Annotated in this window: 24 protein-coding genes and 1 other annotated feature; of the genes, 12 read left to right on the top strand and 12 right to left on the bottom strand. The window is 44.8% G+C overall.

Annotation, left to right across the window (positions count from 1 at the left end):
* Window positions 1-252: 252 nt before the first annotated feature.
* From AB4484_RS14040 to AB4484_RS14030, 3 genes are all read left to right on the top strand, one after another.
* Entirely contained in the window at window positions 253-1,212 is a 960-nt protein-coding gene (locus AB4484_RS14040) for a TRAP transporter substrate-binding protein (protein ID WP_050649110.1), read from the top strand.
* 67 nt (window positions 1,213-1,279) lie between these two features.
* Window positions 1,280-1,759: a TRAP transporter small permease gene (locus AB4484_RS14035; RefSeq protein WP_048613908.1), complete on the top strand. Its 480-nt coding sequence runs from the start codon at window positions 1,280-1,282 to the stop codon at window positions 1,757-1,759.
* Between the two features lie 21 nt (window positions 1,760-1,780).
* The gene (locus AB4484_RS14030; protein WP_017083908.1) at window positions 1,781-3,088 is read left to right on the top strand and encodes a TRAP transporter large permease; all 1,308 of its coding nucleotides are present in this window, start codon (window positions 1,781-1,783) and stop codon (window positions 3,086-3,088) included.
* A gap of 102 nt (window positions 3,089-3,190) precedes the next feature.
* Here AB4484_RS14030 and AB4484_RS14025 read toward each other — a convergent pair whose 3' ends face one another.
* Window positions 3,191-4,510, bottom strand: a complete 1,320-nt coding sequence (locus tag AB4484_RS14025; RefSeq protein WP_321162967.1) for a dicarboxylate/amino acid:cation symporter — start codon at window positions 4,508-4,510, stop codon at window positions 3,191-3,193.
* A 409-nt stretch (window positions 4,511-4,919) separates the two neighbouring features.
* Here AB4484_RS14025 and AB4484_RS14020 point away from each other — a divergent pair, with 409 nt between their 5' ends.
* Both AB4484_RS14020 and AB4484_RS14015 read left to right on the top strand, forming a co-directional pair.
* Window positions 4,920-6,326 (top strand): nodulation protein NfeD, encoded by a 1,407-nt coding sequence (locus AB4484_RS14020; RefSeq protein ID WP_372078758.1) that lies wholly within the window; start codon window positions 4,920-4,922, stop codon window positions 6,324-6,326.
* Between the two features lie 82 nt (window positions 6,327-6,408).
* On the top strand, window positions 6,409-7,206 hold the full coding sequence (locus AB4484_RS14015; protein ID WP_102295746.1) for a slipin family protein: 798 nt from the start codon (window positions 6,409-6,411) through the stop codon (window positions 7,204-7,206).
* Between the two features lie 100 nt (window positions 7,207-7,306).
* Here the strand turns inward: AB4484_RS14015 and trpA are convergent, their stop codons facing one another.
* The 7 genes from trpA to AB4484_RS13980 all read right to left on the bottom strand — a co-directional run bounded on the left by trpA (window position 7,307) and on the right by AB4484_RS13980 (window position 14,429).
* Window positions 7,307-8,113 carry a tryptophan synthase subunit alpha gene (gene trpA / locus AB4484_RS14010; protein WP_102447673.1) on the bottom strand — a complete coding sequence of 269 codons (807 nt, stop codon included), beginning with the start codon at window positions 8,111-8,113 and terminating at the stop codon, window positions 7,307-7,309.
* Window positions 8,113-9,303, bottom strand: a complete 1,191-nt coding sequence (gene trpB / locus AB4484_RS14005) for a tryptophan synthase subunit beta (protein WP_017067402.1) — start codon at window positions 9,301-9,303, stop codon at window positions 8,113-8,115. Before trpB ends, trpA begins: the two co-directional genes overlap by 1 nt.
* Window positions 9,304-9,434: 131 nt before the next feature.
* Entirely contained in the window at window positions 9,435-10,886 is a 1,452-nt protein-coding gene (gene trpCF, locus AB4484_RS14000; protein ID WP_372078756.1) for a bifunctional indole-3-glycerol-phosphate synthase TrpC/phosphoribosylanthranilate isomerase TrpF, read from the bottom strand.
* A 25-nt stretch (window positions 10,887-10,911) separates the two neighbouring features.
* Entirely contained in the window at window positions 10,912-11,907 is a 996-nt protein-coding gene (trpD, locus tag AB4484_RS13995) for an anthranilate phosphoribosyltransferase (RefSeq protein WP_171351001.1), read from the bottom strand.
* A gap of 9 nt (window positions 11,908-11,916) precedes the next feature.
* On the bottom strand, window positions 11,917-12,525 hold the full coding sequence (locus AB4484_RS13990; RefSeq protein WP_048607237.1) for an aminodeoxychorismate/anthranilate synthase component II: 609 nt from the start codon (window positions 12,523-12,525) through the stop codon (window positions 11,917-11,919).
* 2 nt (window positions 12,526-12,527) lie between these two features.
* A complete protein-coding gene (locus AB4484_RS13985; RefSeq protein WP_372078754.1) occupies window positions 12,528-14,117 on the bottom strand; it encodes an anthranilate synthase component 1 in 1,590 nt (529 codons plus the stop codon).
* Between the two features lie 125 nt (window positions 14,118-14,242).
* Window positions 14,243-14,357 (bottom strand) — a sequence feature (Trp leader region).
* Complete coding sequence (locus AB4484_RS13980) at window positions 14,304-14,429, bottom strand: trp operon leader peptide (RefSeq protein WP_009848753.1); 126 nt, start codon at window positions 14,427-14,429, stop codon at window positions 14,304-14,306. Its footprint overlaps the feature before it by 54 nt.
* Before the next feature lie 120 nt (window positions 14,430-14,549).
* On the opposite strand from AB4484_RS13980, the gene rnm reads away from it, so the two are divergent.
* From rnm to rluB, 3 genes are all read left to right on the top strand, one after another.
* Entirely contained in the window at window positions 14,550-15,404 is an 855-nt protein-coding gene (gene rnm / locus AB4484_RS13975; protein WP_017069983.1) for an RNase RNM, read from the top strand.
* Between the two features lie 62 nt (window positions 15,405-15,466).
* Complete coding sequence (locus AB4484_RS13970) at window positions 15,467-16,087, top strand: L-threonylcarbamoyladenylate synthase (protein ID WP_009848751.1); 621 nt, start codon at window positions 15,467-15,469, stop codon at window positions 16,085-16,087.
* Between the two features lie 159 nt (window positions 16,088-16,246).
* Window positions 16,247-17,281 (top strand): 23S rRNA pseudouridine(2605) synthase RluB, encoded by a 1,035-nt coding sequence (gene rluB, locus AB4484_RS13965; RefSeq protein WP_017055112.1) that lies wholly within the window; start codon window positions 16,247-16,249, stop codon window positions 17,279-17,281.
* Window positions 17,282-17,521: 240 nt separating this feature from the next.
* Here rluB and AB4484_RS13960 read toward each other — a convergent pair whose 3' ends face one another.
* From AB4484_RS13960 to yeiP, 3 genes are all read right to left on the bottom strand, one after another.
* On the bottom strand, window positions 17,522-18,004 hold the full coding sequence (locus tag AB4484_RS13960; RefSeq protein ID WP_017061495.1) for an RNA methyltransferase: 483 nt from the start codon (window positions 18,002-18,004) through the stop codon (window positions 17,522-17,524).
* Between the two features lie 147 nt (window positions 18,005-18,151).
* On the bottom strand, window positions 18,152-18,481 hold the full coding sequence (locus tag AB4484_RS13955) for an HI1450 family dsDNA-mimic protein (RefSeq protein WP_004741258.1): 330 nt from the start codon (window positions 18,479-18,481) through the stop codon (window positions 18,152-18,154).
* Between the two features lie 10 nt (window positions 18,482-18,491).
* Window positions 18,492-19,061: an elongation factor P-like protein YeiP gene (gene yeiP / locus AB4484_RS13950; protein WP_048607233.1), complete on the bottom strand. Its 570-nt coding sequence runs from the start codon at window positions 19,059-19,061 to the stop codon at window positions 18,492-18,494.
* Between the two features lie 137 nt (window positions 19,062-19,198).
* Between yeiP and AB4484_RS13945 the strand changes: the two genes are divergently transcribed.
* Complete coding sequence (locus tag AB4484_RS13945) at window positions 19,199-19,966, top strand: nucleotidyltransferase (RefSeq protein WP_050651474.1); 768 nt, start codon at window positions 19,199-19,201, stop codon at window positions 19,964-19,966.
* 93 nt (window positions 19,967-20,059) lie between these two features.
* Here AB4484_RS13945 and AB4484_RS13940 read toward each other — a convergent pair whose 3' ends face one another.
* A complete protein-coding gene (locus AB4484_RS13940; RefSeq protein WP_372078751.1) occupies window positions 20,060-22,423 on the bottom strand; it encodes a DNA polymerase II in 2,364 nt (787 codons plus the stop codon).
* 426 nt (window positions 22,424-22,849) lie between these two features.
* On the opposite strand from AB4484_RS13940, the gene uvrY reads away from it, so the two are divergent.
* Genes uvrY through pgsA form a run of 3 tightly spaced genes read left to right on the top strand, consistent with a single transcriptional unit; the run spans window position 22,850 to window position 25,946 of the window.
* Complete coding sequence (uvrY, locus tag AB4484_RS13935) at window positions 22,850-23,494, top strand: UvrY/SirA/GacA family response regulator transcription factor (protein ID WP_004729778.1); 645 nt, start codon at window positions 22,850-22,852, stop codon at window positions 23,492-23,494.
* Window positions 23,495-23,509: 15 nt separating this feature from the next.
* Window positions 23,510-25,342 (top strand): excinuclease ABC subunit UvrC, encoded by a 1,833-nt coding sequence (uvrC, locus tag AB4484_RS13930; RefSeq protein ID WP_372078748.1) that lies wholly within the window; start codon window positions 23,510-23,512, stop codon window positions 25,340-25,342.
* Window positions 25,343-25,388: 46 nt separating this feature from the next.
* Window positions 25,389-25,946, top strand: a complete 558-nt coding sequence (gene pgsA, locus AB4484_RS13925) for a CDP-diacylglycerol--glycerol-3-phosphate 3-phosphatidyltransferase (RefSeq protein WP_017061490.1) — start codon at window positions 25,389-25,391, stop codon at window positions 25,944-25,946.
* Window positions 25,947-26,205 lie beyond the last annotated feature (259 nt).

Raw genomic sequence — 26,205 nt, 5'->3', positions numbered from 1 at the left:
TAGGGCTGATTAATGGTCTAATTAGTCCCAAATATGATTGGTATCACAATCAATTAGGTTCTCAGGCCAATAGATAAACCTTAGCTCACAAAATGTACACATATTATTGTAATACAAAATTCATAGGGTAAGAATATTGTAATGAAACGTTACTGCTATGAGCGGTATGCAATTGAACGTTAGATTTCAAACTTAGCTATAGCGTTGCATATAAAAACTGTACCTCTTACAAAATGGATTCTGGAGAAGAACATGAAAAAACACCTACTGACGATTGCAGCGGCTTCAATTCTTATGGCATTTGGCGCCCAAGCAAAAACTTTGACGTTAGGGCATGCAATGTCATTAGAAAGCGCAGCTCACCAAGGCATGGTGATCATGGCTGATAAAGTTAAAGAAAAATCGAATGGTGACCTTACGATTAAGATCTTTCCAAACGGTCAATTAGGCTCTGAACGTGACCAAGCGGAGCAAGTTGTTACTGGCGCGATTGATATGGCCAAAATCAATGGTGGGTTAGCCGAATCTTTTGAACCAACATTTAAGGTTAATGCACTGCCTTTCTTATTCCGTGACGTTCCACATATGAGGACCTTCATGCGAAGTGAAGCTGCACAAGAGATGTTGCTTTCAAGTGAAGGTAAAGGCTTCATCGGCCTTACATTCTATGATTCAGGCACACGTAGCTTCTACGCTAAGAAAGCCATCAACTCACCAGCTGATCTAGCTGGCATGAAAGTTCGAGTTCCTGGCTCTCCAACCATGATGGAAATGGTTAACCTACTTGGTGGTAAAGCAACGCCTGTACCTTTCAATGAGGTATACACGGCTCTGCAACAAGGTGTAATTGATGGTGCTGAGAATAATATTTCTAGCTTAGTTGAAATGAAACACAGTGAAGTTGCCAAATTTTACTCTATGGACCAGCACATGATGACACCTGACGTGATCATCATTTCTGAATACAAATGGGGTTCTTTAACGGCTAACGAGCAAAAAATCTTAAAAGAAGCTGCAGCTGAGTCTCTTGAAGAGCAGATCAAAATCTGGGACGCAACAGATGAAATGAACAAAGAGAAAGGAATGAAAGCAGGCGTAACGTTTGTTGATGTTGATAAAGCCCCGTTCCGTGCCGCTGTTAAACCTATGATTGATGAAGCCAAAAAAGACCCTAAATTAGCTTCATTCATTGAAAAAATTGAAGTTCTGTAATCAGTCTTAGTGAAAATATAATTTTGCCTTGGCTTTGCTAAGGCAAAATTTTTTGAGGTATCACACCATGTTAGCAACTTTCAGAAACCTACTTGATAGGTTGATTCTTTTTGTCTCTTCTTTTGCATTAATGTTACTTGTCGTTACTGTCACTTGGCAGGTTTTTAGTCGCTATGTTTTGAATGACCCAAGTAACTGGACTGATGAACTTGCTCGTTATGCGATGGTATGGCTTGGATTATTAGGAGCAAGCTACTTATTCGGTATCAAAGGGCATTTAGCTATAACGTTATTGGATGGTTATCTTAAGGGTAAAGCACACATAGCATTACACCTACTCATCAATGTGATTTCTGGCGCATTTGTATTTCTAGCAATGCTTCAAGGTGGCATCGCCTTAATGGGAAGAACCACACAACAACTCTCTCCAGCTCTGCAATTACCGATGTCGACGGTGTATTCAATATTGCCGATTTCAGCCGTTATTATCCTCATCTATCTGGTCATGAATACGTTTGATCTTTTTTGTGAACCCAACAAAAAGTAAGTTTTAAAAGGACTCTATATTATGGATTTGTCCATTGGTGTTTGGCTGCTAGGCCTATTCTTATTCATGATCGCGATAAGCATGCCGATTGCAATTGCAATTGCCATGTCATCTTTAACCATCATGTATTTCATCTTACCGTTTGAAGTCGCGAGTATTACTGCGGGTCAAAAAATCATTACCGGTATCGATAGTTTCAGTTTACTAGCTATCCCTTTCTTTATCCTCGCGGGGAATATAATGAATGTGGGTGGCATCGCGAGTCGACTTATCAACCTTGCAAAGCTCTTGGTGGGTTGGATTCCTGGCTCACTTTTTCACGTCAACATCTTCGCCAATATGATGTTTGGCGCTGTTTCAGGGTCAGCCGTTGCAGCAGCTGCTGCGGTTGGTAAAACCTTAGGTCCTGAATTAGAAAAAGATGGTTATGATAAAAACTTAGCAACAGCAGTAAACGTTGCATCCTGCCCAGCAGGCTTACTAATACCGCCGAGTAATTCACTGATCGTATTTTCAGTGGTATCGGGTGGAACATCCGTTGCGGCGTTGTTTATCGCAGGTTATGTCCCAGGTATTCTAATGGGCTTAAGTTGTATGGTCGTCGCCTATTTCATCGCTAAAAAGAAAGGCTATAAAACAAGTGCCAATGACGGCTTCACAGCGAAAGATGTGCTGAATATTGTTTGGCAAGCAACGCCTAGCTTAGGGCTTATTGTAGTGGTTATTGGCGGTATTATTGGTGGTGTTTTCACTGCAACAGAAGGGGCATGTATCGCGGTTCTTTACTCTTTTATACTGTCACTCTGTTACCGAACTCTTAAATGGGCACACTTCCCGATAATTTGTAGAGAAACCGTTCAGGTCACTGGCATTATGCTGTTTTTGATTGGTGCTTCTACCATCATGTCATGGGCTATGGCGTTTACCGGTCTACCAACCATGATCAGCGATTGGATGCTCTCTATTTCAGACAATCCAATTATCATTTTTATTCTGATGAACCTGATTCTACTGATCGTGGGTATGTTTATGGACCTTACGCCAGCCGTATTGATCTTTACCCCTATCTTTATGCCGATTGCTGAGCACTTAGGCATGCATCCCATTCACTTTGCGATGATGATTATCTTCAACTTATGTATTGGTATTGCAACGCCACCCGTTGGCACGGCGCTATTTGTGGGTTGTAGTGTCAGTGGCTCCAAGATTGAAAACGTTATAAGAAGTATCATGCCGTTTTGTGCCGTATTGATCGTCACACTGTTGGCTATTACTTTTATTCCAGAAATTAGTTTGGCTCTGCCTCGTGCGTTTGGATTAATCAATTAGCCTTACAAGGGTAAGATTTACCGACTCAATATTGATCATCACCTAATAAAAAACCGCCTGTATGAAGGCGGTTTTTTTATCAATCAAAACTGAAGCTTAATATTACGCTTGCTGTTTTTGTAGCTCAGCTTCTTTCGCTTCGTCTTCGATTAGAGAATCAACGATAACTGCACATGCTGCATCACCAGTGATGTTCAGAGCAGTACGGATCATGTCGAAGATACGGTCTAGAGCGAACAACAGAGGTAGACCTTCGATAGGGATACCAGCCGCTAGAAGAACCGCAACCACTAGGAAAGAAGGACCAGGAACACCTGCTTGACCAACTGCGCCTAGCGTAGACGTTACGATGATAGCAACGTAAGCACCCATAGACAGGTCGATGTTGAACAGCTGTGCGAAGAAGATAGCAACTAGGCCGTAGTAAATTGCGTTACCAGACATGTTGATCGTCGCACCAAGAGGCAGAACGAATGAAGCCGTAGAGTTACGAACGCCAAGTTCTTTCTCTACCGTTTCCATTGTTACTGGCAGTGTCGCCATTGAAGATGCTGTTGATAGTGCAACCGCTTGAGGCTTCTTCATTGCCACTAGGAACTTCTTCGCAGAAGTCTTAGTGAAGATTTGAATCATCAGTGGGTAAGCAACAAAGCCGAAGATCAGAATCGCAGCGATGTAAACAACGAACAGTTTGAACACAACCATAAGTGCGCCAAAACCGAACGTACCCACAGCTTCTGCCATTAGGCCGAATACGCCAAGTGGTGCAATGATCATAACCTTGTTGATCATCCAAACCATAGCGTCAACAATCGCGTTTACGCCATTGATGATAGGGTCACGTTTCTCTTTCGCTTGTTTAGAAATCGCAATACCGAAGAATAAGCAGAAGACTAGAATTTGCAGAATGTTTGCTTCATTCAGTGATTGGAAAACGTTGGTCGGGATCATACCCGTTACGGTTGCCCAGAACGTTGGAAGTTCGCCTTTTGCAGCGTATTCAGAAGAGAACATGCCTTCAACGCCAGAAACATCGATACCACGACCCGGTTCGAATATTTCACCCATTACTAGCGCTAGTGCTACAGCAAGTGCAGACGTTAGTGCAAAGTAACCTAGAGTGGTCACGCCCACTTTACCTGCTGATGAGCTGTTGCCTAGACCAGCAGCACCTGAAATTAGGGCAACCGCGACTAGAGGGATAACCAGCATCTTGATCAAATTGATGAAGATAGCGCCCAGTGGAGCGAACATAGTTGCGCTGTCACCCATCATCGCACCGACTAGGGTACCGATGATCATTGCAATAACGACTTGAACGCCGATGTTGCTTAGTAAACTCTTTTCTTTTAACACTTCCATAACCTCTGTGCTACTAAATATAAAAATCCCAGAACTACTCACCAATGTACGATGTACCATTGGATTAATATTTCGCGAGAAGTTTTACACGTATCCTTTACATTTATCAATATGAGCAGAGATGAAAGTCCTCGAAAAGCAGGTGGTTTTATGTCATTTGTTGTTTTTCTATACCGATGCAATCGTTTGCTTTTGTTTTTTATTGCTCTGATATTTGTAGTGTTTATAAAAGCCTTTTTGTTTGGTGTTTTGTGAATGGTTTTGAGGCGTTGGTATTTGACTTGCTTTGTTAACATTTGGTTTTCATTTTTGGGTGTTTTTTGGTCTTAAGATTTGAGCTAATTCAAAGGTGCGTGTTGTGTGAAATTTAGCCTGAACTATGCTTAAGGTATCTATTTATTACCAAGATGTTACCTCTACGCTTTAAATAAAACGTCTATCTAGCATCTCAGTTGTAAGGAGAGGGGCTATGACTTTTATATTAAAGTACTTGTTTGCGTTTCTTCTGTTGTTCAGCTCTGTGTTTGCTCAGGCCGATGATGTTTGGGTGATTGAGGTGAATGGAGGGATAGGTCCTGCGACCAGTGACTACCTCACTAGAGAAATAGAACAAGCTCACGATGAGCAAGCGAAGCTCATTATTTTGAAAATGAACACGCCCGGCGGGTTAGATACGTCGATGCGAGATATTATCCGATCCATCACCACCTCACCAATTCCGATAGCAACTTGGGTTGGGCCTGCTGGCTCACGTGCGGCGAGTGCGGGAACCTACATTCTACTTGCTAGCCACATCGCCTCTATGGCGCCCGGAACCAATTTGGGCGCAGCCACGCCAGTGTCTCTTGGTGGTGGCAAAGCGCCGACTAATCCATTATCTCCTCAAGACGATGCTAATAAAGATGACAACACGTCAGCGAGCGAGCAAGACGAAACAAAACAACAGAACTCAGACCAAGTAAAAGCCAGCACTGCGATGGAGAAGAAAGTCATCAATGATGCTGCAGCTTACATTGTCAGTTTGGCTAAGCTACACAATCGCAATGAAGAGTGGGCTGAAAAGGCGGTAAGAGAAGCGGCGAGTTTGGACTCAGAGAACGCACTCACACTTAATGTGATCGATTTTATTGCCAGCGACCTTCAGCAATTGGTTGAACTGAGCAACGGACGCGTCATCACCATCAACGGTGTCAGTCAGGAAGTCCAACTTAGTGATGTTGCTTTTGTCGAGCGAGAACAAGACTGGCGCTTTAGTCTGCTATCAGTGATCACGAACCCGAACGTTGCATATATTTTGATGCTGATTGGTATCTACGGTTTGTTACTCGAATTCTATAACCCTGGAGTCGGGCTACCGGGGGTTTTGGGCAGTATCTGTCTGTTATTAGCTATGTACTCCTTACAAATGCTGCCAGTGAGTTATGCAGGCCTTGCGTTGATTCTGCTTGGAATTGCCTTAATGGTCGCAGAGGCCTTTAGCCCGAGCTTCGGTATCTTCGGTTTAGGTGGCGTCGCCGCATTCATATTGGGCTCGATCATGCTGATGGATACCGAAGTGCCGGGTTATCAAATCGCATTGCCGTTAATTATCGGGATCAGTTTGTTCTCTGTTGCCTTTATCGTCGTAACAATATCAATGTTAGTCCGAGTGAGAAACAAGCCTGTGACTACAGGGATGGAAGCGGTGGTTGGTGAGACAGGTAAAGTTGTCAGCGGTTTCCCGGGTGCTGGCCGAGTGCTAGTTGAAGGTGAAATTTGGCAAGCTCAATGCGCAAGTGAACTGCAAGCGGGGCAGCTTATCAGAGTGACCAAACTGACTGGGTTGCTTTTGGATGTCGAGGCACTACCCGATGAGATACCACCGAGGCCCAGTTAGCGCGGAGTGTTAGCGTGGAATACAGGGATACACTTGATTGAATTATTTATTGCTTAACTATCGTTACCATTAGGGGGCGGTTATGTTTATACACACTATAGGTATTGTCATCGTGCTCGTTATCTTGTTGATAGCCAGTATGTTTAGAGTTCTGCGCGAGTACGAGCGTGCAGTGGTGTTCTTCCTCGGGCGCTTTTACGGTGTGAAAGGGCCGGGCTTGATTATCATCATTCCTTTTATCCAACAAATTGTGCGAGTGGATCTACGAACTATCGTTTTGGATGTACCAACACAAGATTTGATCACACGCGATAACGTGTCGGTTAAGGTCAATGCCGTGGTGTATTTCCGAGTGCTGGATCCGAAGATGGCGATCAACAACGTTGAGAATTACCTTGAAGCGACCAGCCAACTTTCACAAACAACGCTGCGTTCGGTGCTTGGGCAACATGAGTTGGACGAGCTGTTGTCTGAGCGAGAAGAGCTCAATAGAGACTTACAAGCGATACTGGATCAACACACCGATAACTGGGGGATCAAGATTGCCAATGTCGAGATCAAGCATGTTGATCTGGATGATAGTATGGTGCGAGCCCTTGCTAAACAAGCGGAAGCCGAGCGTTCTCGTCGAGCTAAGGTAATACATGCAACAGGTGAGCTTGAAGCATCTTCAAAGTTACGTGAAGCAGCCGAAGTGCTGAATCAAGCGCCTAACGCCATTCAATTGCGATATATGCAAACGTTAACCGAGGTGGCCAACGAAAGAACCTCCACCATCATCTTCCCAATGCCCATCGATTTAGTGGAGAAGATAACGGACCCGATCAAAGCAACACTCAATGAGGCTGCAATCAAGAAAGCGATGAAAGCTGAAGAGTAGTTAGCGTGAATGACGAGTAATAAAAAAGGCTCCACAGTTGTGGAGCCTTTTAGTATTTGAATCGCTGGTTCTATTTAATGACCAATGATATTACTAGCCGTTACTTCTGCGTAGCCGCTTTCATTGGCGTAACAAACTCCGCAAGTGCTTTAAGCATTGCTTCTGGTTGTTCAACGTTGTTTTCAATGATTTTCACAACCGCTGAGCCAGAGATAGCACCTGCAGCGCCAGCTACAATCGCTTCTTTCACTTGTTCAGGAGCAGAGATACCGAAACCAAGAAGAGCTGGTGGCGCATCGAACTTGTTCAAACGATCAAGTAGGGCCGTCACAGGCATGTTTGCTTTGGTTTCTGCACCCGTTACGCCTGAGCGAGAAAGTAGGTATGTGTAACCGCCACCTAGCTCAGAAACTGATTGAAGTGTTTCATCGCTTGCTGTTGGCGGAGCAATAAAGATTGGGTGAACTCCAAACTTCTTCGCAGCAGCAACAAACTCGCCACTCTCGTTGGTTGGTACATCAGCAATCAATACTGAATCGATACCTGCATTCGCACAACGCTCGTAGAAGTTCTCGATACCACGTGCGTACACCAAGTTTGCGTACATTAGCAGGCCGATTGGTAGCTCTGGGTATTTAGCACGAATTTGACCAATAAGATCAAAACACACGTCTGGCGTGACTTTAGAATCTAAAGCACGAATGTTCGCACCTTGGATTGTTGGACCATCTGCAAGAGGATCAGAGAATGGAATACCAAGCTCAAGTGCGTCTGCACCCGCTTCAACCAAAGTTTCCATGATCTTAAGCGATTGCTCAGGGTTAGGATCGCCAACTGTTACGAATGGTACGAAAGCGCCCTGATTCTTTTCAGCTAAGCGAGTGAAGAGTGATTGATAGCGATCCATTATAATGCTCCTTTCTCTTTAAGAATGTCGTGTACAGAGAAAATGTCTTTGTCACCACGGCCAGATAAGTTAACGACTAATAGCTGTTCTTTCTCTGGGTCGTCATGAGCCATTTTAACAGCATGAGCCAAAGCATGAGATGACTCTAGCGCTGCGATAATACCTTCTTTACGTGCAATCAATTGGAACGCTTCTAGCGCTTCGTCATCGGTCACGTTGTCGTATTCAGCACGGCCAATGGCATTTAGGTGCGCGTGTTGAGGACCAACTGATGGGAAATCTAGACCGGCAGATACAGAGTAAGACTCTTCTACTTGGCCGTTTTCATCTTGCATCAGTGGTGCTTTCATACCGAAGAAGATACCCGTTTTACCGTGCTTAAGTGGCGCGCCGTGTTGGTCGGTATCAATACCTTTACCTGCAGGCTCTACACCGATCAGGCGAACAGACTCTTCTTCAATGAAGTCAGCGAACATACCGATAGCGTTTGAACCACCGCCGACACAAGCGATAACGGCATCAGGAAGGCGACCTTCACGAGCTAGAATTTGGTTCTTCGTTTCTTCACCAATCATGCGTTGGAAATCACGAACAATCGTTGGGAATGGGTGAGGACCTGCTGCAGTACCCAATAGGTAGTGCGCGTCTTCGTAAGTTGCAGACCAGTCACGAAGTGCTTCGTTACACGCATCTTTTAGCGTTGAAGAGCCAGAATGAACAGGGATAACCTCTGCGCCCATTAGCTTCATACGGAACACGTTCGGGCTTTGACGTTCAACGTCTTTTGCACCCATGTAAACACGACACTTAAGACCTAATAGAGCACAAGCTAGAGCTGTTGCCACACCGTGTTGGCCTGCGCCAGTTTCAGCGATGATTTCCTGCTTGCCCATACGTTTTGCTAGCAATGCTTGACCAAGAACTTGGTTTGTCTTGTGAGCGCCGCCGTGAAGTAGATCTTCACGCTTTAGGTACAGTTTTGTTTTTGTACCTTTTGTTAGGTTGCGTGCTAGTGTTAGCGCCGTTGGACGACCAGCGTACTCTTGAAGAAGCGTCATGAATTCGCTGCGGAACTCAGGATCGGCTTGTGCATCGATAAATGCTTGTTCAAGTTGGTCTAGTGCTGGCACTAGGATCTGCGGTACGTATTGACCACCGTATTCACCGAAGTAGGCATCGAGTTTAGCCATTGTGTTATTCCTTCAATTCTATTGATGTGTATTCACACCAAGTCATTTAATCTTGCTTGAGCTTCGCAAAAGGCAAAGCCCACAAATATGTTTTTAGTTTCTGCTTTCTAATTCCTAGAGCCGAGCTTGGACTAGTAATTACGAATCGCTGCAAAAGCGCGTTGCAGTTTGTCTGCGTCTTTTTTACCCGGAGCTGATTCAACGCCAGAGTTTAGGTCTAATCCTAAACAACCCAACTTAGCGGCTTGGTTAGCATTTTCTGGATTTAGGCCTCCCGCTAACATGATTGCGCTTTGGTTGTTGATTAGGCTCCAATCGAACGCTTGGCCTGTACCACCCGTTTGAGAACCCACTTTAGTATCTAGTAGGTGACGAGTCACGTTGCTTTCCAGTAATTCTGGTAGCGAGCTCTCTGCACCGTTTTCAGAACCAGAAGCAATACCATAAGCTTTCCAAATCTCAACGCTTTCAGGCAATGACTGTTTTAGTTCATCGACATACGCTTGAGACTCATCACCGTGCAATTGCACAGCGAACAGGCCTAGCTCAGAAACTGTTTTCGCAACGTCTGCCACGCTGTGGTTTTGGAACACACCCACGTAGTTCAAAGGTGCGCCGCTCATAGTCAAACGAGCCGCTTCGATATCCACATGACGCTTAGACGCTTCAACGAAAATCAGACCACCGAATACCGCACCAGCTTGATAAGCTTTCACTGCATCATCAGAGTGAGTTAAACCACACACCTTGTTTTCGCCCAGCGTTACTTTACGCACCGCAAGCTCAAGGTTCTTTTCTGCCATTAGAGAGCTACCGATTAGGAAGCCATCTGCAAACGTTGAAAGGTCACGAACTTGTTGATGTGTGTAGATGCCAGACTCTGAAATCACGACTGCGTTTGGAGCCAGTTCGCGAATCAGGGGCGCCAACTCTTTAGTACGGTTTAAATCAGTCGAAAGGTCACGAAGGTTACGGTTGTTAATGCCGATTACTTTCGCGTTTAGAGCGACTGCGCGGTGAAGTTCTTCTTCGTTGCTGACTTCGGTCAATACACCCATGTTGAGTGAGTGAGCGACTTCCGCCAGCGCTTGGTACTCTTCGTCATCCAATACCGACAGCATCAACAAGATAGCATCAGCTGAGTAATGACGAGCCAAGTAAACTTGGTAGGTATCAACCATGAAGTCTTTACACAGGATAGGCTGCTTAGCAATGCTGCGAACCTTAGGTAAAAACTCAAAGTCACCTTGGAAGTACTTCTCGTCTGTCAGCACAGAAATCGCGTTTGCGTGGTTGTTGTAAACCGACGCAATGTAGTCGAGGTCAAACTCGTCACGGATTAGACCTTTTGACGGAGATGCCTTTTTACATTCAGTGATGAAAACTGTTTGCTCTCCGCTCAGAGCATCATAAAAGCTGCGGTCTGTTGCAGTTAGTGACGCTTTAAACTCATCCAATGGCTGAGTCTGCTTACGTGCTTCAACCCATTGGTATTTATCACGAACGATTTTTGCTAATACTTCCGCCATTTCAGCTTCTTTGACTGAAACGTGGGTCGACAGTTTATCGGTAGTCTGTGTCATGTTCTTTGTCTCAATTCGTCGTTCGTTAGGCGTGTGCAGCAAGCTTTTGTACAAGCTCGTACGCTTTGCCTGAGTTCATTGCGTCAATCGCTTGTTGTGCGTTGGCTTTTAGGTCTTCGTGACCAAATAGACGCATCAGTAGAGCAACGTTGACTGCCACTGCGCCAACTTGAGCATCAGTACCTTTACCGGTCAGGATATCAGTTGTGATGGCTTTGTTCTCTTCTGGCTCGCCGCCCTTAATCGCTTCAAGAGGGTGAGTGTTCAAACCAAAGTCAGCTGGTGTCACTGTGTACTCGTGAATCTCGCCATCTCTAATTTCAGCAACGATAGTCTCGCCGTGAATCGCCACTTCATCTAGGCCGCTACCGTGAACAACAGCAGCACGCTTCATGCCCATTTGCAGCATGGTTTCTGCGATAGGGCGAACCAACTCTTTGCTGTAAACACCCATTAGCTCGATGTTAGGGCGAGCAGGGTTAATCAGTGGGCCAAGGATGTTGAAGATAGTGCGCGTTTTCATTGTTTGACGAACCGGCATCGCGTGACGTACACCAACGTGATACTGCGGAGCAAATAGGAATGCTACGCCAAGTTCATCAACAGCCGTACGTGTATCTTCTGCTGTCATCGCTAGGTTGATACCGAACGAATCCAGTAGGTCAGAAGAGCCTGATTTGCTCGATACGCTGCGGTTACCGTGCTTCGCGACTTTTAAGCCACACGCTGCTGCAACAAATGCAGAAGTCGTCGAGATATTGATGGTGTTGTGACCGTCGCCACCTGTACCTACGATGTCTGCGAAATCGTAATCAGGGCGCGGGAACGGGTTTGCATTCGCAAGTAGTGCTTTTGCTGCACCAGCGATCTCATCGGGCGTCTCGCCTTTGATTTTTAGTGCAGTCAGCGCTGAAGCCATCAAGATTGGGTCAAGTTCACCCTTGATGATCACATCAAATAACTGTTGGCTTTCTTCTTGAGTAAGAGACTGCTGTTCGTAAAGTTTATTAATCTGTTCCATGATCGTTTCCTATATTCCAGTCTTCTCAAGGCGAAGAGGTTTCTCAAGAGCCCATTCGATAGCGTTTGCTAGAAGCGTTGCACCGTAGGTCGTCATAATTGATTCAGGGTGGAATTGGAATCCACACACCTTGTCTTGTTCTTGAACCACAGACATCACCAAATCATCGACTTCAGCTGTCACCGTTAGGCTATCAGATACATGCGTTGCCACTAAAGAGTGGTAGCGAGCGATAGCCAGTGGCGAAGGTAAGCCTTGGTAAGTCGCATGGTTTTGGTGTTCCATCATCGACACCTTACCATGAATGATTTCGCCAGCGCCTGCAACGGTGCCGCCATACGCTTCAACAATTGCTTGGTGGCCTAAGCAAATACCAATCATTGGCACTTTACCTTTTAGAAGCTGAATCAGCTCTGGCATACAGCCCGCATCTGCTGGAGCGCCAGGGCCTGGCGAAAGCAGTGCAACAGGGTTGTCTAATTCGTTGATCGCCGCTTCAACAACCTTCGCCGGAATGTTGTTACGGTAAATCTTTACGCTGTGACCTAATGAACGAAATTGGTCTACAAGGTTGTATGTGAATGAGTCGAAGTTATCGATGAATACAATATCAGCCATGATTACGACTCCTTCTTATTTGTTAGGTTTTTAGTATGTGCAGCTTGAATCGCAGAGATAACCGCTTGTGCTTTGCCGCGAGTTTCATCGGCTTCTGCTTGTGGGTCTGAATCGAATACCACACCTGCGCCAGCTTGTACTTGTGCCACGCCATCTTCAACGTAAGCCGAGCGAATTACGATACAAGTATCTAGAGTCCCTTCACCGGTTAGATAACCGACTGCACCACCGTAGCTACCACGACGCGTTTTTTCTACGTCACGAATAAGCTGCATTGCGCGGATTTTTGGTGCGCCCGTTAGCGTGCCCATGTTCATACAAGCTTGGTAAGCGTGCAGAGCATCTAAGTCCTCACGGAGCTGACCAACAACACGAGAAACCAAGTGCATTACATGGCTGTAGCGGTCAACTTTTAGCAAGTCTGCTACGTGGCGAGTGCCAGCTTCGGCAATACGTGCCACATCGTTACGTGCTAGGTCGACTAGCATCATGTGCTCGGCGTTTTCTTTCTTGTCGGTACGCAGTTCAAGCTCGATACGGCTGTCTAGGTCGAAATCGATTTGACCGTCAGGGCGCTTACCACGACGACGAGTACCAGCAATTGGGTAGATCTCGATTTGGTTGGTTTCTGTCTCGTATTTCAGAGCACTTTCTGGAGAAGCTCCGAACAGAGTAAACAGCTCGTCTTGCATGTAGAACATGTAAGGGCTTGGGTTACTTTGTTTGAGTTCTTTATAAGCCGCCAGTGGAGCAGGGCAAGGTAGAGTAAAGCGGCGAGAAGGAACGACTTGGAACACATCGCCTTTAACAACGTACTCTTTTAAATCACGAACCGTTTGGCAGAAGTCTTCATCTGAAACGCTTGGTACTGCTTCAACGTTGTCTAACGGCGTTACTTCTGTGATGGCTTTCAGTGACTGACACTGAGTTTGAATGTCTGCTAGACGGTCAGTCAATTGCGCTTTGATGCTGTCATCTTGAGCGAACAAGCTCGCGTGAAGTAGGCCTTCGTTCTCTTGGTGATCGAAACGTAATAGTGTTTCAGCTACGTAGAAGACAAAGTCAGGACAATTGTTGGTTGCTTCAGCATCACCGAGTGGCTCAAAGTTTGCCACGATGTCGTAAGCGAATAAGCCCGCCATGAATAGTGCGTGTTTATTATCCGCGTCTTGCTCAAAGCTGTGCTGAACCAAACGCAGTGCATCGAATGAAGAGGCTTCTCTTAAACGTGAGTCTTCGTCTAATTCGTTGCTTGGCTCGACAAAAGTCAGCGTCAAAACGTTATCGGTAAGGCCAGATTTAATTTCTGATTTCACGTTTTGAGTAAGATGTTCGATAAGCGCTTGACCGTTTTCAGTCAATGCTTGAAAGGTTACTTCATGTCCGCGACATACGATGCGAACAGCAGAGTCGATAAGGAGTAGGCTTGTCAGGTTCTGTTTAGATTCAATCTCGGCAGATTCCAACAAAAGACTATCAGTTTTGTTTTCACACAAAGTATGAAAAACGCTGGTTGGATCTTGCGAGTAAGGAACTGAAGAATTGATGACCTCAATGGTTCCCAGCTTTTTGATTTCAATGGCCTTGTTCACAAGACCTCCTTTATGATTCTTTAAATTTCCTGCCGTACATAGTCGCATAAAGATACCTTTCACCCAATCTAGAATATGGTCAATTCGATGATTTGTTAGTCAGTTGAATGTGAGATGTTCGACAAATTAAAAAGCCCGCTATTAAAGCGGGCTTAGTGATAACTTTTTTATAAACAAACTGTTTAACTAGAAGTACACGTTAGCCCACCAAGAACTTGTCCAAGTGCGCCACCAATTAAGCTCTGAACTTGCTTCTACTGAAGAAAGTTCTAAAACTTTATCTTTATGGTTTTGGTTAAATTCTTGTAACATGGTGAACCTATCAAATGTGATACTTCGTATTTGTGTACTAGTTAACTAGTTTTCCGCTTGCGGGTCAAGTGTGTTGACACAAATATAACGATAAAAATTGAAAACAATGAAAAAGAATATATGAGAATTGATCTACATAGTCATACAACAGCCTCAGATGGCCGACTTACTCCACCTGAGCTAATTGACCGAGCGCTTGGCTTTAACATCGAAGCGCTAGCGATTACAGATCATGACACGACTGATGGGCTTGCTGAAGCACGCAACTATATTGCTGATAACAATCTTCCTATTCAGCTGATTAATGGCATTGAGATTTCGACTGTTTGGCAAAACAAAGATATCCATATTGTTGGGTTAAACGTTGATCCTGAGTCACCAGAGCTTAAAGCGCTCATTGAGCAACAGAAGCAACACCGTATTGGACGTGCAGAGATGATTGCTCAACGTCTTGAGAAAGCGACTCGTGAAGGGGTGCTAGAAGAAGTTAAATTGATTGCGGGTGATGCGCCTATCACTCGCGCTCACTTTGCCAAGTGGTTAGTCGATAACGGCTACGCAAAAACCATGCAGCAGGTGTTTAAAAAGTTTCTTACTCGCAATAACCCAGGTTATGTGCCGCCAACATGGTGTTCAATGAGTGATGCTGTCACGGCTATTCATGCTGCTGGTGGACAAGCCGTGCTCGCTCACCCTGGACGATATGGCCTTACAGCCAAGTGGGTTAAGCGCCTGCTAGCGGCATTTGTTGAAGCGAAAGGGGATGCGATGGAAGTTGCTCAACCTCAGCAAGCGCAACAAGAAAGACGCACACTCGCGGATTATGCTATACAATACAAACTATTAGCCTCCCAAGGCAGTGATTTCCATTACCCATCTCCGTGGATGGAACTTGGACGCAATCTCTGGCTACCTTCTGGGGTCGAAGAAGTATGGAAAGATTGGGAGTTTCAAACGGTTTCACCATCTGAATAGTCTTTAGGTGAGCCAGCTCCTTCTGATGATAGAGTCGAGAGATTCGATAACGAGGATCAACAATGAGCCAGTTTTTTTATGTACACCCAGATAACCCACAAGCACGCTTAATTACTCAAGCGGTTGCGATTATTCGCAATGGCGGCGTTGTGGTTTATCCAACAGATTCCGGTTATGCGCTGGGCTGTCAGCTTGAAAACAAACAAGCACTTGAACGTATCTGTAAAATTCGTCGCATCGATGACAAGCATAACTTTACCTTGTTATGTCGTGATCTTTCTGAATTATCACTGTATGCACGCGTCGATAACGTGGCTTTCCGTCTACTGAAAGCCCACACGCCAGGTGCTTACACGTTTATCTTTAAAGCAACCAAAGAAGTGCCAAAGCGTTTGATGAACGCCAAGCGTAAAACGATTGGTATTCGTGTCCCAGACAATAAGATTGCACTCGACCTGTTGGAAGCGATGGGCGAACCATTGATGTCGACGTCACTGATTCTTCCGGGTAACGAGACTACTGAGTCGGATCCAGAAGAAATTCGTGACAGCCTAGAACATGCGGTTGATGTGATTTTGAATGGCGGTTACTTAGGTGAGCAACCGACGACGGTTATTGACTTCAGTGACGATGATGCCGTAGTTCTACGTCGTGGTGCGGGCGATCCTGCGCCGTTTGAATAATCGCTTTACTGATTAACAGTCTGTAACGATACAGCAAACCTGCCACAGTAAATAACAAGTGCTTTTTGGCAGGTTATTTGCGATAATACGCGACCGCGATTTGGTCGCGAAAAATTCATTCGACGTCTGTGAAGACGACAATTAGGTAGAAAAGAGTAAATGAGCGAAAAATTACAGAAGGTTTTAGCGCGAGCTGGTCACGGTTCTCGTCGTGAGCTAGAAGGTTTAATCAAATCTGGTCGTGTAAGTGTTAACGGTCAAGTTGCGAAACTGGGCGAGCGTCTTGAAGACGAGAACTCAGTGATCCGTATCGATGGCCATACTGTTTCAGGCAAGGCTTCTGAAGAAGTGGTTTGTCGTGTACTTGCTTACTACAAACCTGAAGGTGAGCTTTGTACTCGTCACGATCCTGAAGGCCGCCGTACTGTTTTCGATCGTCTACCTAAGATCCGTGGTTCTCGTTGGATTTCAGTTGGTCGTCTTGATGCAAACACATCAGGCCTTTTGCTTTTCACTACTGATGGTGAGCTTGCAAACCGTCTAATGCACCCAAGCCGTCAGGTTGAGCGTGAGTACCTAGTACGTGTATTCGGTGAAGTGACTGAGCAGAAAGTTAAAAACGTTACTCGTGGCGTACAACTAGAAGACGGCATGGCTCGTTTTGAAGATGTGGTTTACGCTGGTGGTGAAGGTATGAACCATACTTTCTACGTAGCGATTAACGAAGGTCGTAACCGTGAGGTTCGTCGTCTTTGGGAATCTCAAGAAACGACAGTAAGCCGTCTGAAACGTGTACGTTACGGTGATATCTACCTTGATAAGAAACTGCCTCGTGGCGGTTGGAAAGAGCTAGATCTTCAAGAAGTTAACTACCTGCGTGAGCTTGTTGAGCTAAAGCCTGAGAAAGAGACACTGTTGGATCTTGATCCTTCAAATACTTCTCGTAAGCGTGAGCGTTCTCGTAGCCAAAAAATTCGTCGTGCTGTTAAGCGTCACGAAGAGCGTGCAAACGCACCAAAAGGCCGTAGCAACCAAACTAAACGCAAGAAGCCTGCAACTCGCGGTACTACAACACCTGATTCAGGTCGTAGCGCTCCAGCTGCAAACAAAGGCAAACCTCAGGCTAACAAAAGTAAGCCTAAACTGAACAACGGTCGTCCGGCTAAACCAGCTAAGCCAAGAACGCGTCAGTAATTACTCAAGTAGTTACTACAGTTCTTAAGCTTAAAGCTTCATTAGCTAAAAACACTGAATACTAAAAAACCTGCTCATTGAGCAGGTTTTTTTTACGTCTAGAAGAAATAAAAGATGCGGGATGCGAGTAACCGAGTATCGAAAACATACTGCCACAATCGGCAGTAAGCATGCTCTTCGCATCTCTTATCTCGTTTACGCGCATCTATAAATCTTTTTGCATCTCGTATCTCGTTCTATTTACTTATGATTCGAGAAGTTATCGCCTTTCGCCAATCGGTCGTAAAGCACCACATTCACTGATGCTGCTAGATTCATGCAGCCGTTAGTCGGAACGTAAATCGTCTCACGACAGAAATCTGTGATCTCTTTCTTTAGCGTGCCATCTTCTGGGCCAAAAATGTAAAACGCACGTGGTGGGTGTTTGTAATCAGGTAGAGGCTTAGCACCTTCAATCAGATCAACAGCAACCGGCACGCAGCCTACTGGAATAATATCTTTAAGCTCTTCAACACCAATCAAAGGCAGGGCTAGGTGCTTTTCTTTGGTGTCGGTATGGAATTTTCGCGCATGGTCGTAGCGTGTGCCAGTGTAAAACACAGAGTTGGCGCCGTAGCAGCCAGCAGCTCGCATCACAGAGCCAACGTTTTCAGGCGTCTTTGGGTTAACTAGGCCAATGCAGGCATAGCCTTTTGATTGTGTGTCTGTTTTTGCTTTGGTCATAATCAGTGAATCTAAAGTTGATGATGAAAGTGAGTAATCATGATGAGAAATGGCGTGATAAAAATAGCCGAGCAATCGGCTCGGCTAACTTTTAACTCGCTTACATGAATACTTGTTTACTCATGCAGATGAGCGTCAACAGCGGTATTAGTCGCGTTTCCACAGCATGTGACAGAACTTATGTTCTGGGTCACGACTGATTAGCATGCGAGCAAATACGTCGTCTAGAACGTCATCAGCTTCATTCACAAGACCAATGCGCACTTCAGCGTAGATTTCTTTGTCGACTTCAAAGCCAACATGTTCAACCCAATCATCGCCAGTTTCAACAAGTTCTGCAGCGCCACGATCTTCAAACTGAGCCGTGAATAGAATCACGTCTGCAGGTTCAAGATTGTCAGGTGCCATCTCTAGAAAGATGTCGTATGCAGTATCAATTGCATCGTCGTAAGACATTAGGTCGTTAGCTTCGGTCATAATAAGTATCTTAGCTTGCGCGGTTCATGTATTTACGTTCAGCTGTGTTCACAACAACTTTGTCGCCAGTTGCGATGTACTCAGGAACTTGAACAGTAAGGCCTGTAGACAGACGAGCTGGCTTAGTACGAGCAGACGCTGATGCACCTTTGATTGAAGGGTCAGTTTCTTCGATAACAAGCTCAACTGAAGTTGGTAGCTCAAGTGTTGCTGCATTGCCGTCGATAAGAATCGCGTACATGCCTTGAGTTTCTTCGTTGATGAACAGTAGTTCGTCTTCGATTGTTTCACCGTTGAAGATGAATTGTGTGTAATCTTCGTTATCCATGAAGATGTACTCGTTGCCGTCAACGTAAGAGAACATTACTGCACGCTTAGTTACGTCGATAGTTTCAACGATTTCGTCAGCCTTGTGGCGAACTTCAGTTTTAACGCCAGTTGCTACATCGCTACCACGGAAACGGTAAATCTTTTGACCGCCACGGCCACCTGGTGTTGTTACTTCGATATCTTTTACTAGTATTGTTTTACCATCAACGTCGATCGCAAAACCTTTTTTAATTTCACTTGCTCTAGGCATTTTGTGTTTGTCCTTAGTGGGTCTATCTGCTGATTATATCTCGGAGATGCTATAAATAGGAATAGCTTGAATCATAAAGTCACCTAGGCGATCATAGAGTTATAGTTAAATCATTATTTTATTTACCGAAACGACCTATGCAGCTACCTGTTATTGACCCAACACAGCCTTTTCAACCTGAATTTCAACCTGTGGTTAACGATCTGATTACCTTTCTAAAAGGTGGATTAGGCTCTAATCTGCACAGTATTTATATTTATGGCAGTGTGGCACGTAAGCAAGCCGTCGTGGGGCGCTCTAATCTAGATGTGGTTGTGGTGACCCATCGACCGTTTCCTGACCAACGAACCACTTTGTTGAACACCATCAAATGGCGTTTCCAAAAGAGCTTCCCGCAGGTAACTCAAGTAGCAATTAAGACCACCTTAGTGAGTGAGATAGTCGATTTCGACAATATCTTCACTTGGGGTTTTATGCTCAAGCATTTAGCCGTGTGTGTGCATGGTGAGGACTTATCGGATTGCTATGGTGATTTTGAAACAAGCTGGGAAATCGCTAAGCACTGGAATATGGATGCTGAAAACTGGTTAGCGGTATATCGCAACAAGATCGCACGAGCGACAACGCCAGAACAACAAGTCGCTGCGCAGGTGATTATAGCCAAGAAGCTTCTACGAGCGAGTTACTCTCTGGTGATGTACCGTGATAAATATTGGTTCGATGACCCAATTGAATGTGGCCAGCAATTTTTGAAGTATCATCCAGATCGAGAAGTCGAAATCCAAAGGTTGGGCATTTTGCTTTCTGGTAGACCAATCCCTAAACGTTCGGTGATCGGTATTCTTGATGGCTTTGGTGAGTGGTTGATTAAGCAGTATCAGAAAACCGAGTTCAGAATCGGATAGAGATTTATAACCGATCAATTGATACAAAAAAGCAGAGCGTGCTGAAGAGCATGTCTCTGCTTTTTTCGTTTTAAGTGCATATTGAATACAGTGCTAGAACAAACCCAACTGCTGCCCACTGACTCTTTCAAAGTCTAAACCGATGAAGGGTAGGATTGCCTCTGCGACCGGTTTAATCTGCTTGTCGATATAGTGCTGATAATCGATACCACTTTTTAAATACTCTTTGGGCTCAGGGCCACTCAGAGTAATCAAATACTCAATGCGTCCTTTGTTTTGGTATTGAAGAGGGCGTCCTAACTTAGCATTGATCTCATCGGCCATTCGAGCTGCGCGAACCTGCGGCGGAATGTTCTTTTGGTATTCGTGTAATTTGCGGCGTAAGCGCTTTTGATACACCAATAAATCATCATGCTTGCCAGCAGAGGTTTCATCAACAAATTGTCTGACGTAGTCGGTTGGATCTTGATCGTGAAACACCATCTCATACAAGGTTTGTTGGAATTGCTGTGCGAGAGGTGTCCAATCGGTGCGTGCACTCTCAAGCCCTTTAAAGATAATCTTTTCTTTGTCGCCTTGAGTGATTAAGCCGGCATAACGTTTCTTCGAGCCGGTTTCTGATCCTCTAATGGTTGGCATTAGAAACTTGCGATAGTGAGTCTCGTATTCCAACTCGAGTATTGAGGTTAGGTTATGGGTCTCTTTTAAGTGATTCGTCCACCAATCGTTGATGTAAGCGACCAGTGTGTTCCCGATCTCATCGGCTTTTTGCTGATCATAACTGCCGTTCAGAGACACGAATGTTGAATCGGTATCGCCGTAAATCACTTGATAGCCTTTGTCTTCGATCAGAACCTTGGTTTGCTTCATGATCTCATGTCCACGCATGGTAATCGAAGACGCTAACCGGGTATCGAAGAAACGACAACCGGACGAACCTAACACACCATAGAATGAGTTCATGATGATCTTAATCGCCTGAGAGAACGCTTTCTCGTTGTTCTTCTTCGCCACATCACGAGCAGCCCAGAGGTTTTCGATCATCTCTGGCAAGAAGTGTTTAGAGCGGTGGAATTGCCCACCTCGAAAGCCATCAACGGCTTGGTCTTCTTCTGGCCCAAGTTCCAGCTTCAACCCTTCAATAAGCCCCATAGGGTCAATCAGAAACGAGCGAATGATCGATGGATACAGGCTCTTAAAATCGAGTACCAAAACCGAGTCGTACAGATTGGGAATTGAATCCATAACATAACCACCGGGGCTCGCAATCCAATTCTCTGGCTCTAAGTTCGGTGCGACATAACCAGCTCTGTGTATCTGAGGTAAATATAAATTGGTAAATGCTGCAACAGAGCCGCCAACACGGTCTAGCTCAACACCGGTTAATCGAGAGCGCTCAATCGCGAAGTCGAGTAGGTGAGTGTGCTCGAAGATACGGTTTACTAGCACGCAGTCTTGAAGGTTGTACTTAGCTAGTGAAGGTTTATCAAACTTAAACATTCGGTTTATCTCATCCATACGGTCGTGAACGTTGTGGATGTCTTTACCTTCACCAAGCAGCTCTTGTGATACCGACTCAAGCGACCAAGAACGGAAGTGGTAGGTCGCTGTCTTTAGCATATCGATACCATCCAAAACAACGCGTCCTGGAATCGTGATAAAACCTTGCTGATTTTGAGCGGAACTACGGAAAAAGCTTGGTTGGTTGTCTCTGCCGATGTTGAGCTTCACTTCATTCCATTCTGAACGTTTGTGTAGCAGCCTAAAATCGAAATCGATAACGTTCCAGCCAATGATGATGTCAGGATCAAATTTAGAGAACCAAGCTATCATTGCTTCGAGTAGCGCTTTCTCGTTGGCAACCCATTGGATATTGGTTTCAGCTTGTTGTGCTTCGCCGACCATGATTACTCGGCTGTCCATCGGGCTGTCTAGGCCAATTGAATAAAGCACGCCTTTTTCCGAACACTCAATATCAAGCGAGACCACAGATAGATCGGGTAAGTAATCACCTGCTCGGCATTTCGCATTTGAGACTCGGCGATGCTGATTTTTTTGCATAGCAGATCCTGTGAACTCAATACTTCCCTTGATAAAACGTTCCATTAAGAATCGATCGGCGAGTCGAATATCGCTTTCAAAGGTTTGGATTTCTTCGTTGTGAAAGGCTTGCGCTAAACCAAAGCTACTTCTCGACAGTGAGGTGTAACACACGGCGAGAGGTGTTTGCTCGAATGTGGCTAGTTCTAGAGGCTTAAATTGGCAATCGATCGACTCTTTCGCTGCGATTGCCTGGCATGCTTCAACGTCAGATTGAGCAACAAAAAATACCGGTTTTTCATTTTGAATTGTCAGCAGAGTAGGGCCTTGAGGGGTGCTTAACCACAAGTCGATTTGTGTGCGCCCTGAAAAATCTCTTGCTTGTCTTGTGAGTACAAAGCCTTGCTGAATATCCAATGTAGTAACCTATTGAAATGGGGAATCGAATACTACCATCTAGCGACCCTCTACGCACAACAGGCAGTAAAAATACTAACTAAATTCTAGTTAGTAGAGGCGAATAACGGGACTCTATAAGCAAATAAGTGAAATTGTCACGAATGGTTATTCAATGGTATTGAAAATATCTCTATCTTATGTAATTTTATTGGGTGTTGTTTTAACTGGTTGATTTTTAGAAAAAGCTTGTTGTTTTAGTTAGCTTATTTGTTAATAAGTACTTGCTAAAGTTCGTGTTTCAGCACATATTCAACAGAGCTTTTTTTTAGTAATTAAGTTAAGATGTACTCAATGCTGCGATCCACTGTTCCTTTGTTCAATTGTTTCAAACAGATGAAACGACACAGTGGTTGCAGAGCCAATTAATAGTGTGGAGATACAAGTTTGATAAATGTTTTCCTTGTAGATGATCACGAGCTGGTTCGCACAGGGATACGACGTATTATTGAAGACGTCCGTGGAATGAACGTAGCAGGGGAAGCTGAAAGCGGTGAAGATGCTGCAAAATGGTGTCGTACTAACAATACTGACGTTATTTTGATGGATATGAATATGCCTGGTATTGGTGGCTTAGAAGCAACCAAGAAGATCTTGCGTTTCAACCCTGATGTTAAAATCATCGTTTTAACTGTTCATACGGAAAATCCGTTTCCAACTAAAGTGATGCAAGCTGGAGCTGCTGGTTACCTTACTAAAGGGGCAGGTCCGGATGAAATGGTAAATGCAATTCGAGTGGTTAATAGTGGCCAACGATACATTTCACCAGAAATTGCGCAGCAGATGGCTTTGAGCCAATTCTCGCCTGCGTCTGAAAATCCATTCGCAGACTTATCTGAACGTGAACTTCAAATCATGATGATGATTACTAAAGGTCAGAAAGTGACGGATATTTCAGAACAACTCAATCTAAGTCCTAAAACAGTCAACAGTTACCGCTACCGCTTGTTCAGTAAGCTGGATATCAGTGGCGATGTAGAGCTGACGCATTTAGCGATTAGACATGGAATGTTAGACACTGAGACCCTTTAACACTGAGATCGTATAGTGACCAACTTGTTTGACTCAGTCTCATTCCTCAAGACAGTAACAGAGCAGCCCGGCGTTTATCGAATGTATAACGCCGAGGCTGTCGTTATTTACGTCGGTAAAGCTAAGAACCTCAAAAAACGCCTTTCCAGTTATTTCCGTAAAAAAGTTGACAGTGAAAAAACACGCGCTCTAGTCAGTAATATTGACAAGATCGATGTCACTGTAACGCACACGGAAACAGAAGCGCTCATTCTTGAGCACAATTACATCAAGCAGTACTTGCCTAAATACAACGTACTTTTGCGTGATGATAAGTCGTACCCTTATATTTTTATTAGCGGTCACAAACATCCTCGTTTGTCGATGCACCGTGGTGCTAAGAAGAAAAAGGGCGAATATTTTGGTCCTTACCCTGATTCCGGCGCTGTGCGTGAGACGCTACACCTAATCCAAAAGATTTTCCCTGCCCGCCAGTGTGAAGATACCGTTTATGCCAATAGAACGCGCCCGTGTTTGATGTATCAGATTGGTCGTTGTGCTGCACCATGTGTCAGCTCGATTATCTCTGATGAAGAGTACAGTGAACTTATCGATTACGTTCGTCTATTCCTGCAAGGGAAGGATAAGCTGGTCCTTGAGACGCTCATCGACAAAATGGACACAGCAAGCCGAGAGCTTCGTTTTGAACAAGCTGCCGCTTTCCGTGACCAAATCCAAGCGATTCGACGTGTGCAAGAACAACAATACGTATCTGACGATTCAATGGAAGATATGGACGTGTTGGGTTTTGCTCAAGAGAATGGCGTAGCGTGTATTCATATCTTGATGATTCGCCAAGGCAAGGTTTTAGGCAGCAGAAGTCATTTCCCAAAAATTCCAAACAATACGGTGCGAGAAGAGGTCTTTTCGAGCTTTTTAAGCCAATACTATCTTGCGCATAATGAAGCGAGAACCATCCCAACTCGTTTGATTCTCAATGCCGATTTGATGGAAGATGTCACACCGATTCAAGAAGCCTTGTGTGAAGTGGCGGGTCGTAAGATCCACTTCAATACCAACCCCTCTGGTACCCGAGGTCGCTACCTTAAATTGTCGAATACCAATGCATTGACGGCTATTACCACCAAGATTAATCACAAGATGACGATTAATCAGCGCTTCAAAGAGCTCCAAGAAGTGCTGTCGATGGATGCTATCAAGCGCATGGAATGTTTCGATATCAGTCATACCATGGGTGAAAGTACGATTGCGTCGTGTGTGGTGTTCAATCAAGAAGGCCCGGTCAAATCAGAGTACCGTCGTTACAACATCACCGGCATTACAGGTGGCGATGATTATGCAGCAATGGCTCAGGCGCTTGAGAGACGTTATTCGAAGCAACTCGATGTCGACAAGATCCCAGACATCATCTTTATCGATGGTGGTAAAGGTCAGCTAAACCGTGCTCATGAGATCATTTCTCAATATTGGGGGGATTGGCCGTTTAGACCAAGAATGATGGGTATTGCGAAAGGGGTAACGCGTAAGCCGGGTTTAGAAACCTTGGTAACCCTTGAAGGTGAAGAATTTAATTTACCTAGTGATGCGCCAGCACTGCATCTTATCCAACACATTCGTGATGAGAGCCATAATCATGCGATTGCAGGTCACAGGGCGAAACGTGGTAAAACGCGCAGAACCAGTGCTTTGGAAGGAATTGAAGGGGTAGGGCCTAAACGTCGTCAAGCTTTGCTGAAATATATGGGTGGCTTACAAGAACTTAAGCGTGCAACTGTCGAAGAAATAGCCAAAGTGCCGGGCATTAGTCATTCTTTGGCAGAAAACATTTATCAAGCATTGAAACAATAGTAAAAATCCCGCACCATTAAAGCGCAATTAATAAGAGCCCAATAATATGCGTTTGAATATACCTAACATTTTGTCCTTACTGAGACTATTTTTGATCCCAGTATTCGTTGTCGTTTTCTATCTACCTTATCAATGGGCTCCTTTCGCTGCTGCGATGGTGTTTTGGGTAGCCGGTTTCACTGATTGGCTAGATGGCATGCTAGCTCGTAAGTTAGGGCAAACGTCTCGCTTCGGTGCCTTCATTGACCCTGTGGCTGACAAAGTGTTGGTCGCTACGGCTCTTATCCTGATTACAGAGCATTACCACTCGATTTGGATAACTATCCCAGCCGTGACTATGATAGCTCGCGAGATCATCATCTCAGCGCTTCGTGAATGGATGGCTGAAATCGGTAAACGCGCAAGTGTTGCGGTATCTTGGGTTGGTAAAGTCAAAACGGTTTCTCAGATGTTCGCTCTTTGGGTACTTATCTGGAGATACGACGACTGGATGGTGTGGGTAGGTTACATTGCACTGTATGTCGCTACCGTTCTTACTTATTGGTCAATGGCACAATACTTGATGGCCGCCAAAGACGATTTGTTGGACGAAAAACATCATTGATGAAGAAGCGAGCTGAGGCTCGCTTTTTTGATCTTTAACCTAAGGCTAAGTTATCAATAGTGGATATCTAATGTGATATAGATCTCCTTTGAATAACCCGCTCACAGTGTGTTTTGAACATAAAGTCAGCTATTTGGCCTGTTTCGTATGAAATCTATTCAAACGAATTAAAAAGTACAAAAATAATATTGACTCAATCGTCTGAATCCGTAGAATGCATCCCGTACCCAAGAGGATGGCAATGAGCGATTCGATTGGA

The sequence above is a fragment of the Vibrio sp. 10N.261.46.A3 genome (assembly GCF_041472995.1).
In the GTDB taxonomy this organism is placed as follows: domain Bacteria; phylum Pseudomonadota; class Gammaproteobacteria; order Enterobacterales; family Vibrionaceae; genus Vibrio; species Vibrio coralliirubri.
This window is presented reverse-complemented; position numbering and strand designations above follow the sequence as displayed.

What these genes read in the sequence shown, in the direction of transcription:
- AB4484_RS14040 (WP_050649110.1), top strand. Translation starts at nt 253, where the DNA reads ATGAAAAAACACCTACTGACGATTGCAGCGGCTTCAATTCTTATGGCA.
- AB4484_RS14035 (WP_048613908.1), top strand. Translation starts at nt 1,280, where the DNA reads ATGTTAGCAACTTTCAGAAACCTACTTGATAGGTTGATTCTTTTTGTC.
- AB4484_RS14030 (WP_017083908.1), top strand. Translation starts at nt 1,781, where the DNA reads ATGGATTTGTCCATTGGTGTTTGGCTGCTAGGCCTATTCTTATTCATG.
- AB4484_RS14025 (WP_321162967.1), bottom strand. Translation starts at nt 4,510, where the DNA reads ATGGTACATCGTACATTGGTGAGTAGTTCTGGGATTTTTATATTTAGT.
- AB4484_RS14020 (WP_372078758.1), top strand. Translation starts at nt 4,920, where the DNA reads ATGACTTTTATATTAAAGTACTTGTTTGCGTTTCTTCTGTTGTTCAGC.
- AB4484_RS14015 (WP_102295746.1), top strand. Translation starts at nt 6,409, where the DNA reads ATGTTTATACACACTATAGGTATTGTCATCGTGCTCGTTATCTTGTTG.
- trpA (WP_102447673.1), bottom strand. Translation starts at nt 8,113, where the DNA reads ATGGATCGCTATCAATCACTCTTCACTCGCTTAGCTGAAAAGAATCAG.
- trpB (WP_017067402.1), bottom strand. Translation starts at nt 9,303, where the DNA reads ATGGCTAAACTCGATGCCTACTTCGGTGAATACGGTGGTCAATACGTA.
- trpCF (WP_372078756.1), bottom strand. Translation starts at nt 10,886, where the DNA reads ATGACACAGACTACCGATAAACTGTCGACCCACGTTTCAGTCAAAGAA.
- trpD (WP_171351001.1), bottom strand. Translation starts at nt 11,907, where the DNA reads ATGGAACAGATTAATAAACTTTACGAACAGCAGTCTCTTACTCAAGAA.
- AB4484_RS13990 (WP_048607237.1), bottom strand. Translation starts at nt 12,525, where the DNA reads ATGGCTGATATTGTATTCATCGATAACTTCGACTCATTCACATACAAC.
- AB4484_RS13980 (WP_009848753.1), bottom strand. Translation starts at nt 14,429, where the DNA reads ATGTTACAAGAATTTAACCAAAACCATAAAGATAAAGTTTTAGAACTT.
- rnm (WP_017069983.1), top strand. Translation starts at nt 14,550, where the DNA reads ATGAGAATTGATCTACATAGTCATACAACAGCCTCAGATGGCCGACTT.
- AB4484_RS13970 (WP_009848751.1), top strand. Translation starts at nt 15,467, where the DNA reads ATGAGCCAGTTTTTTTATGTACACCCAGATAACCCACAAGCACGCTTA.
- rluB (WP_017055112.1), top strand. Translation starts at nt 16,247, where the DNA reads ATGAGCGAAAAATTACAGAAGGTTTTAGCGCGAGCTGGTCACGGTTCT.
- AB4484_RS13960 (WP_017061495.1), bottom strand. Translation starts at nt 18,004, where the DNA reads ATGACCAAAGCAAAAACAGACACACAATCAAAAGGCTATGCCTGCATT.
- AB4484_RS13955 (WP_004741258.1), bottom strand. Translation starts at nt 18,481, where the DNA reads ATGACCGAAGCTAACGACCTAATGTCTTACGACGATGCAATTGATACT.
- yeiP (WP_048607233.1), bottom strand. Translation starts at nt 19,061, where the DNA reads ATGCCTAGAGCAAGTGAAATTAAAAAAGGTTTTGCGATCGACGTTGAT.
- AB4484_RS13945 (WP_050651474.1), top strand. Translation starts at nt 19,199, where the DNA reads ATGCAGCTACCTGTTATTGACCCAACACAGCCTTTTCAACCTGAATTT.
- pgsA (WP_017061490.1), top strand. Translation starts at nt 25,389, where the DNA reads ATGCGTTTGAATATACCTAACATTTTGTCCTTACTGAGACTATTTTTG.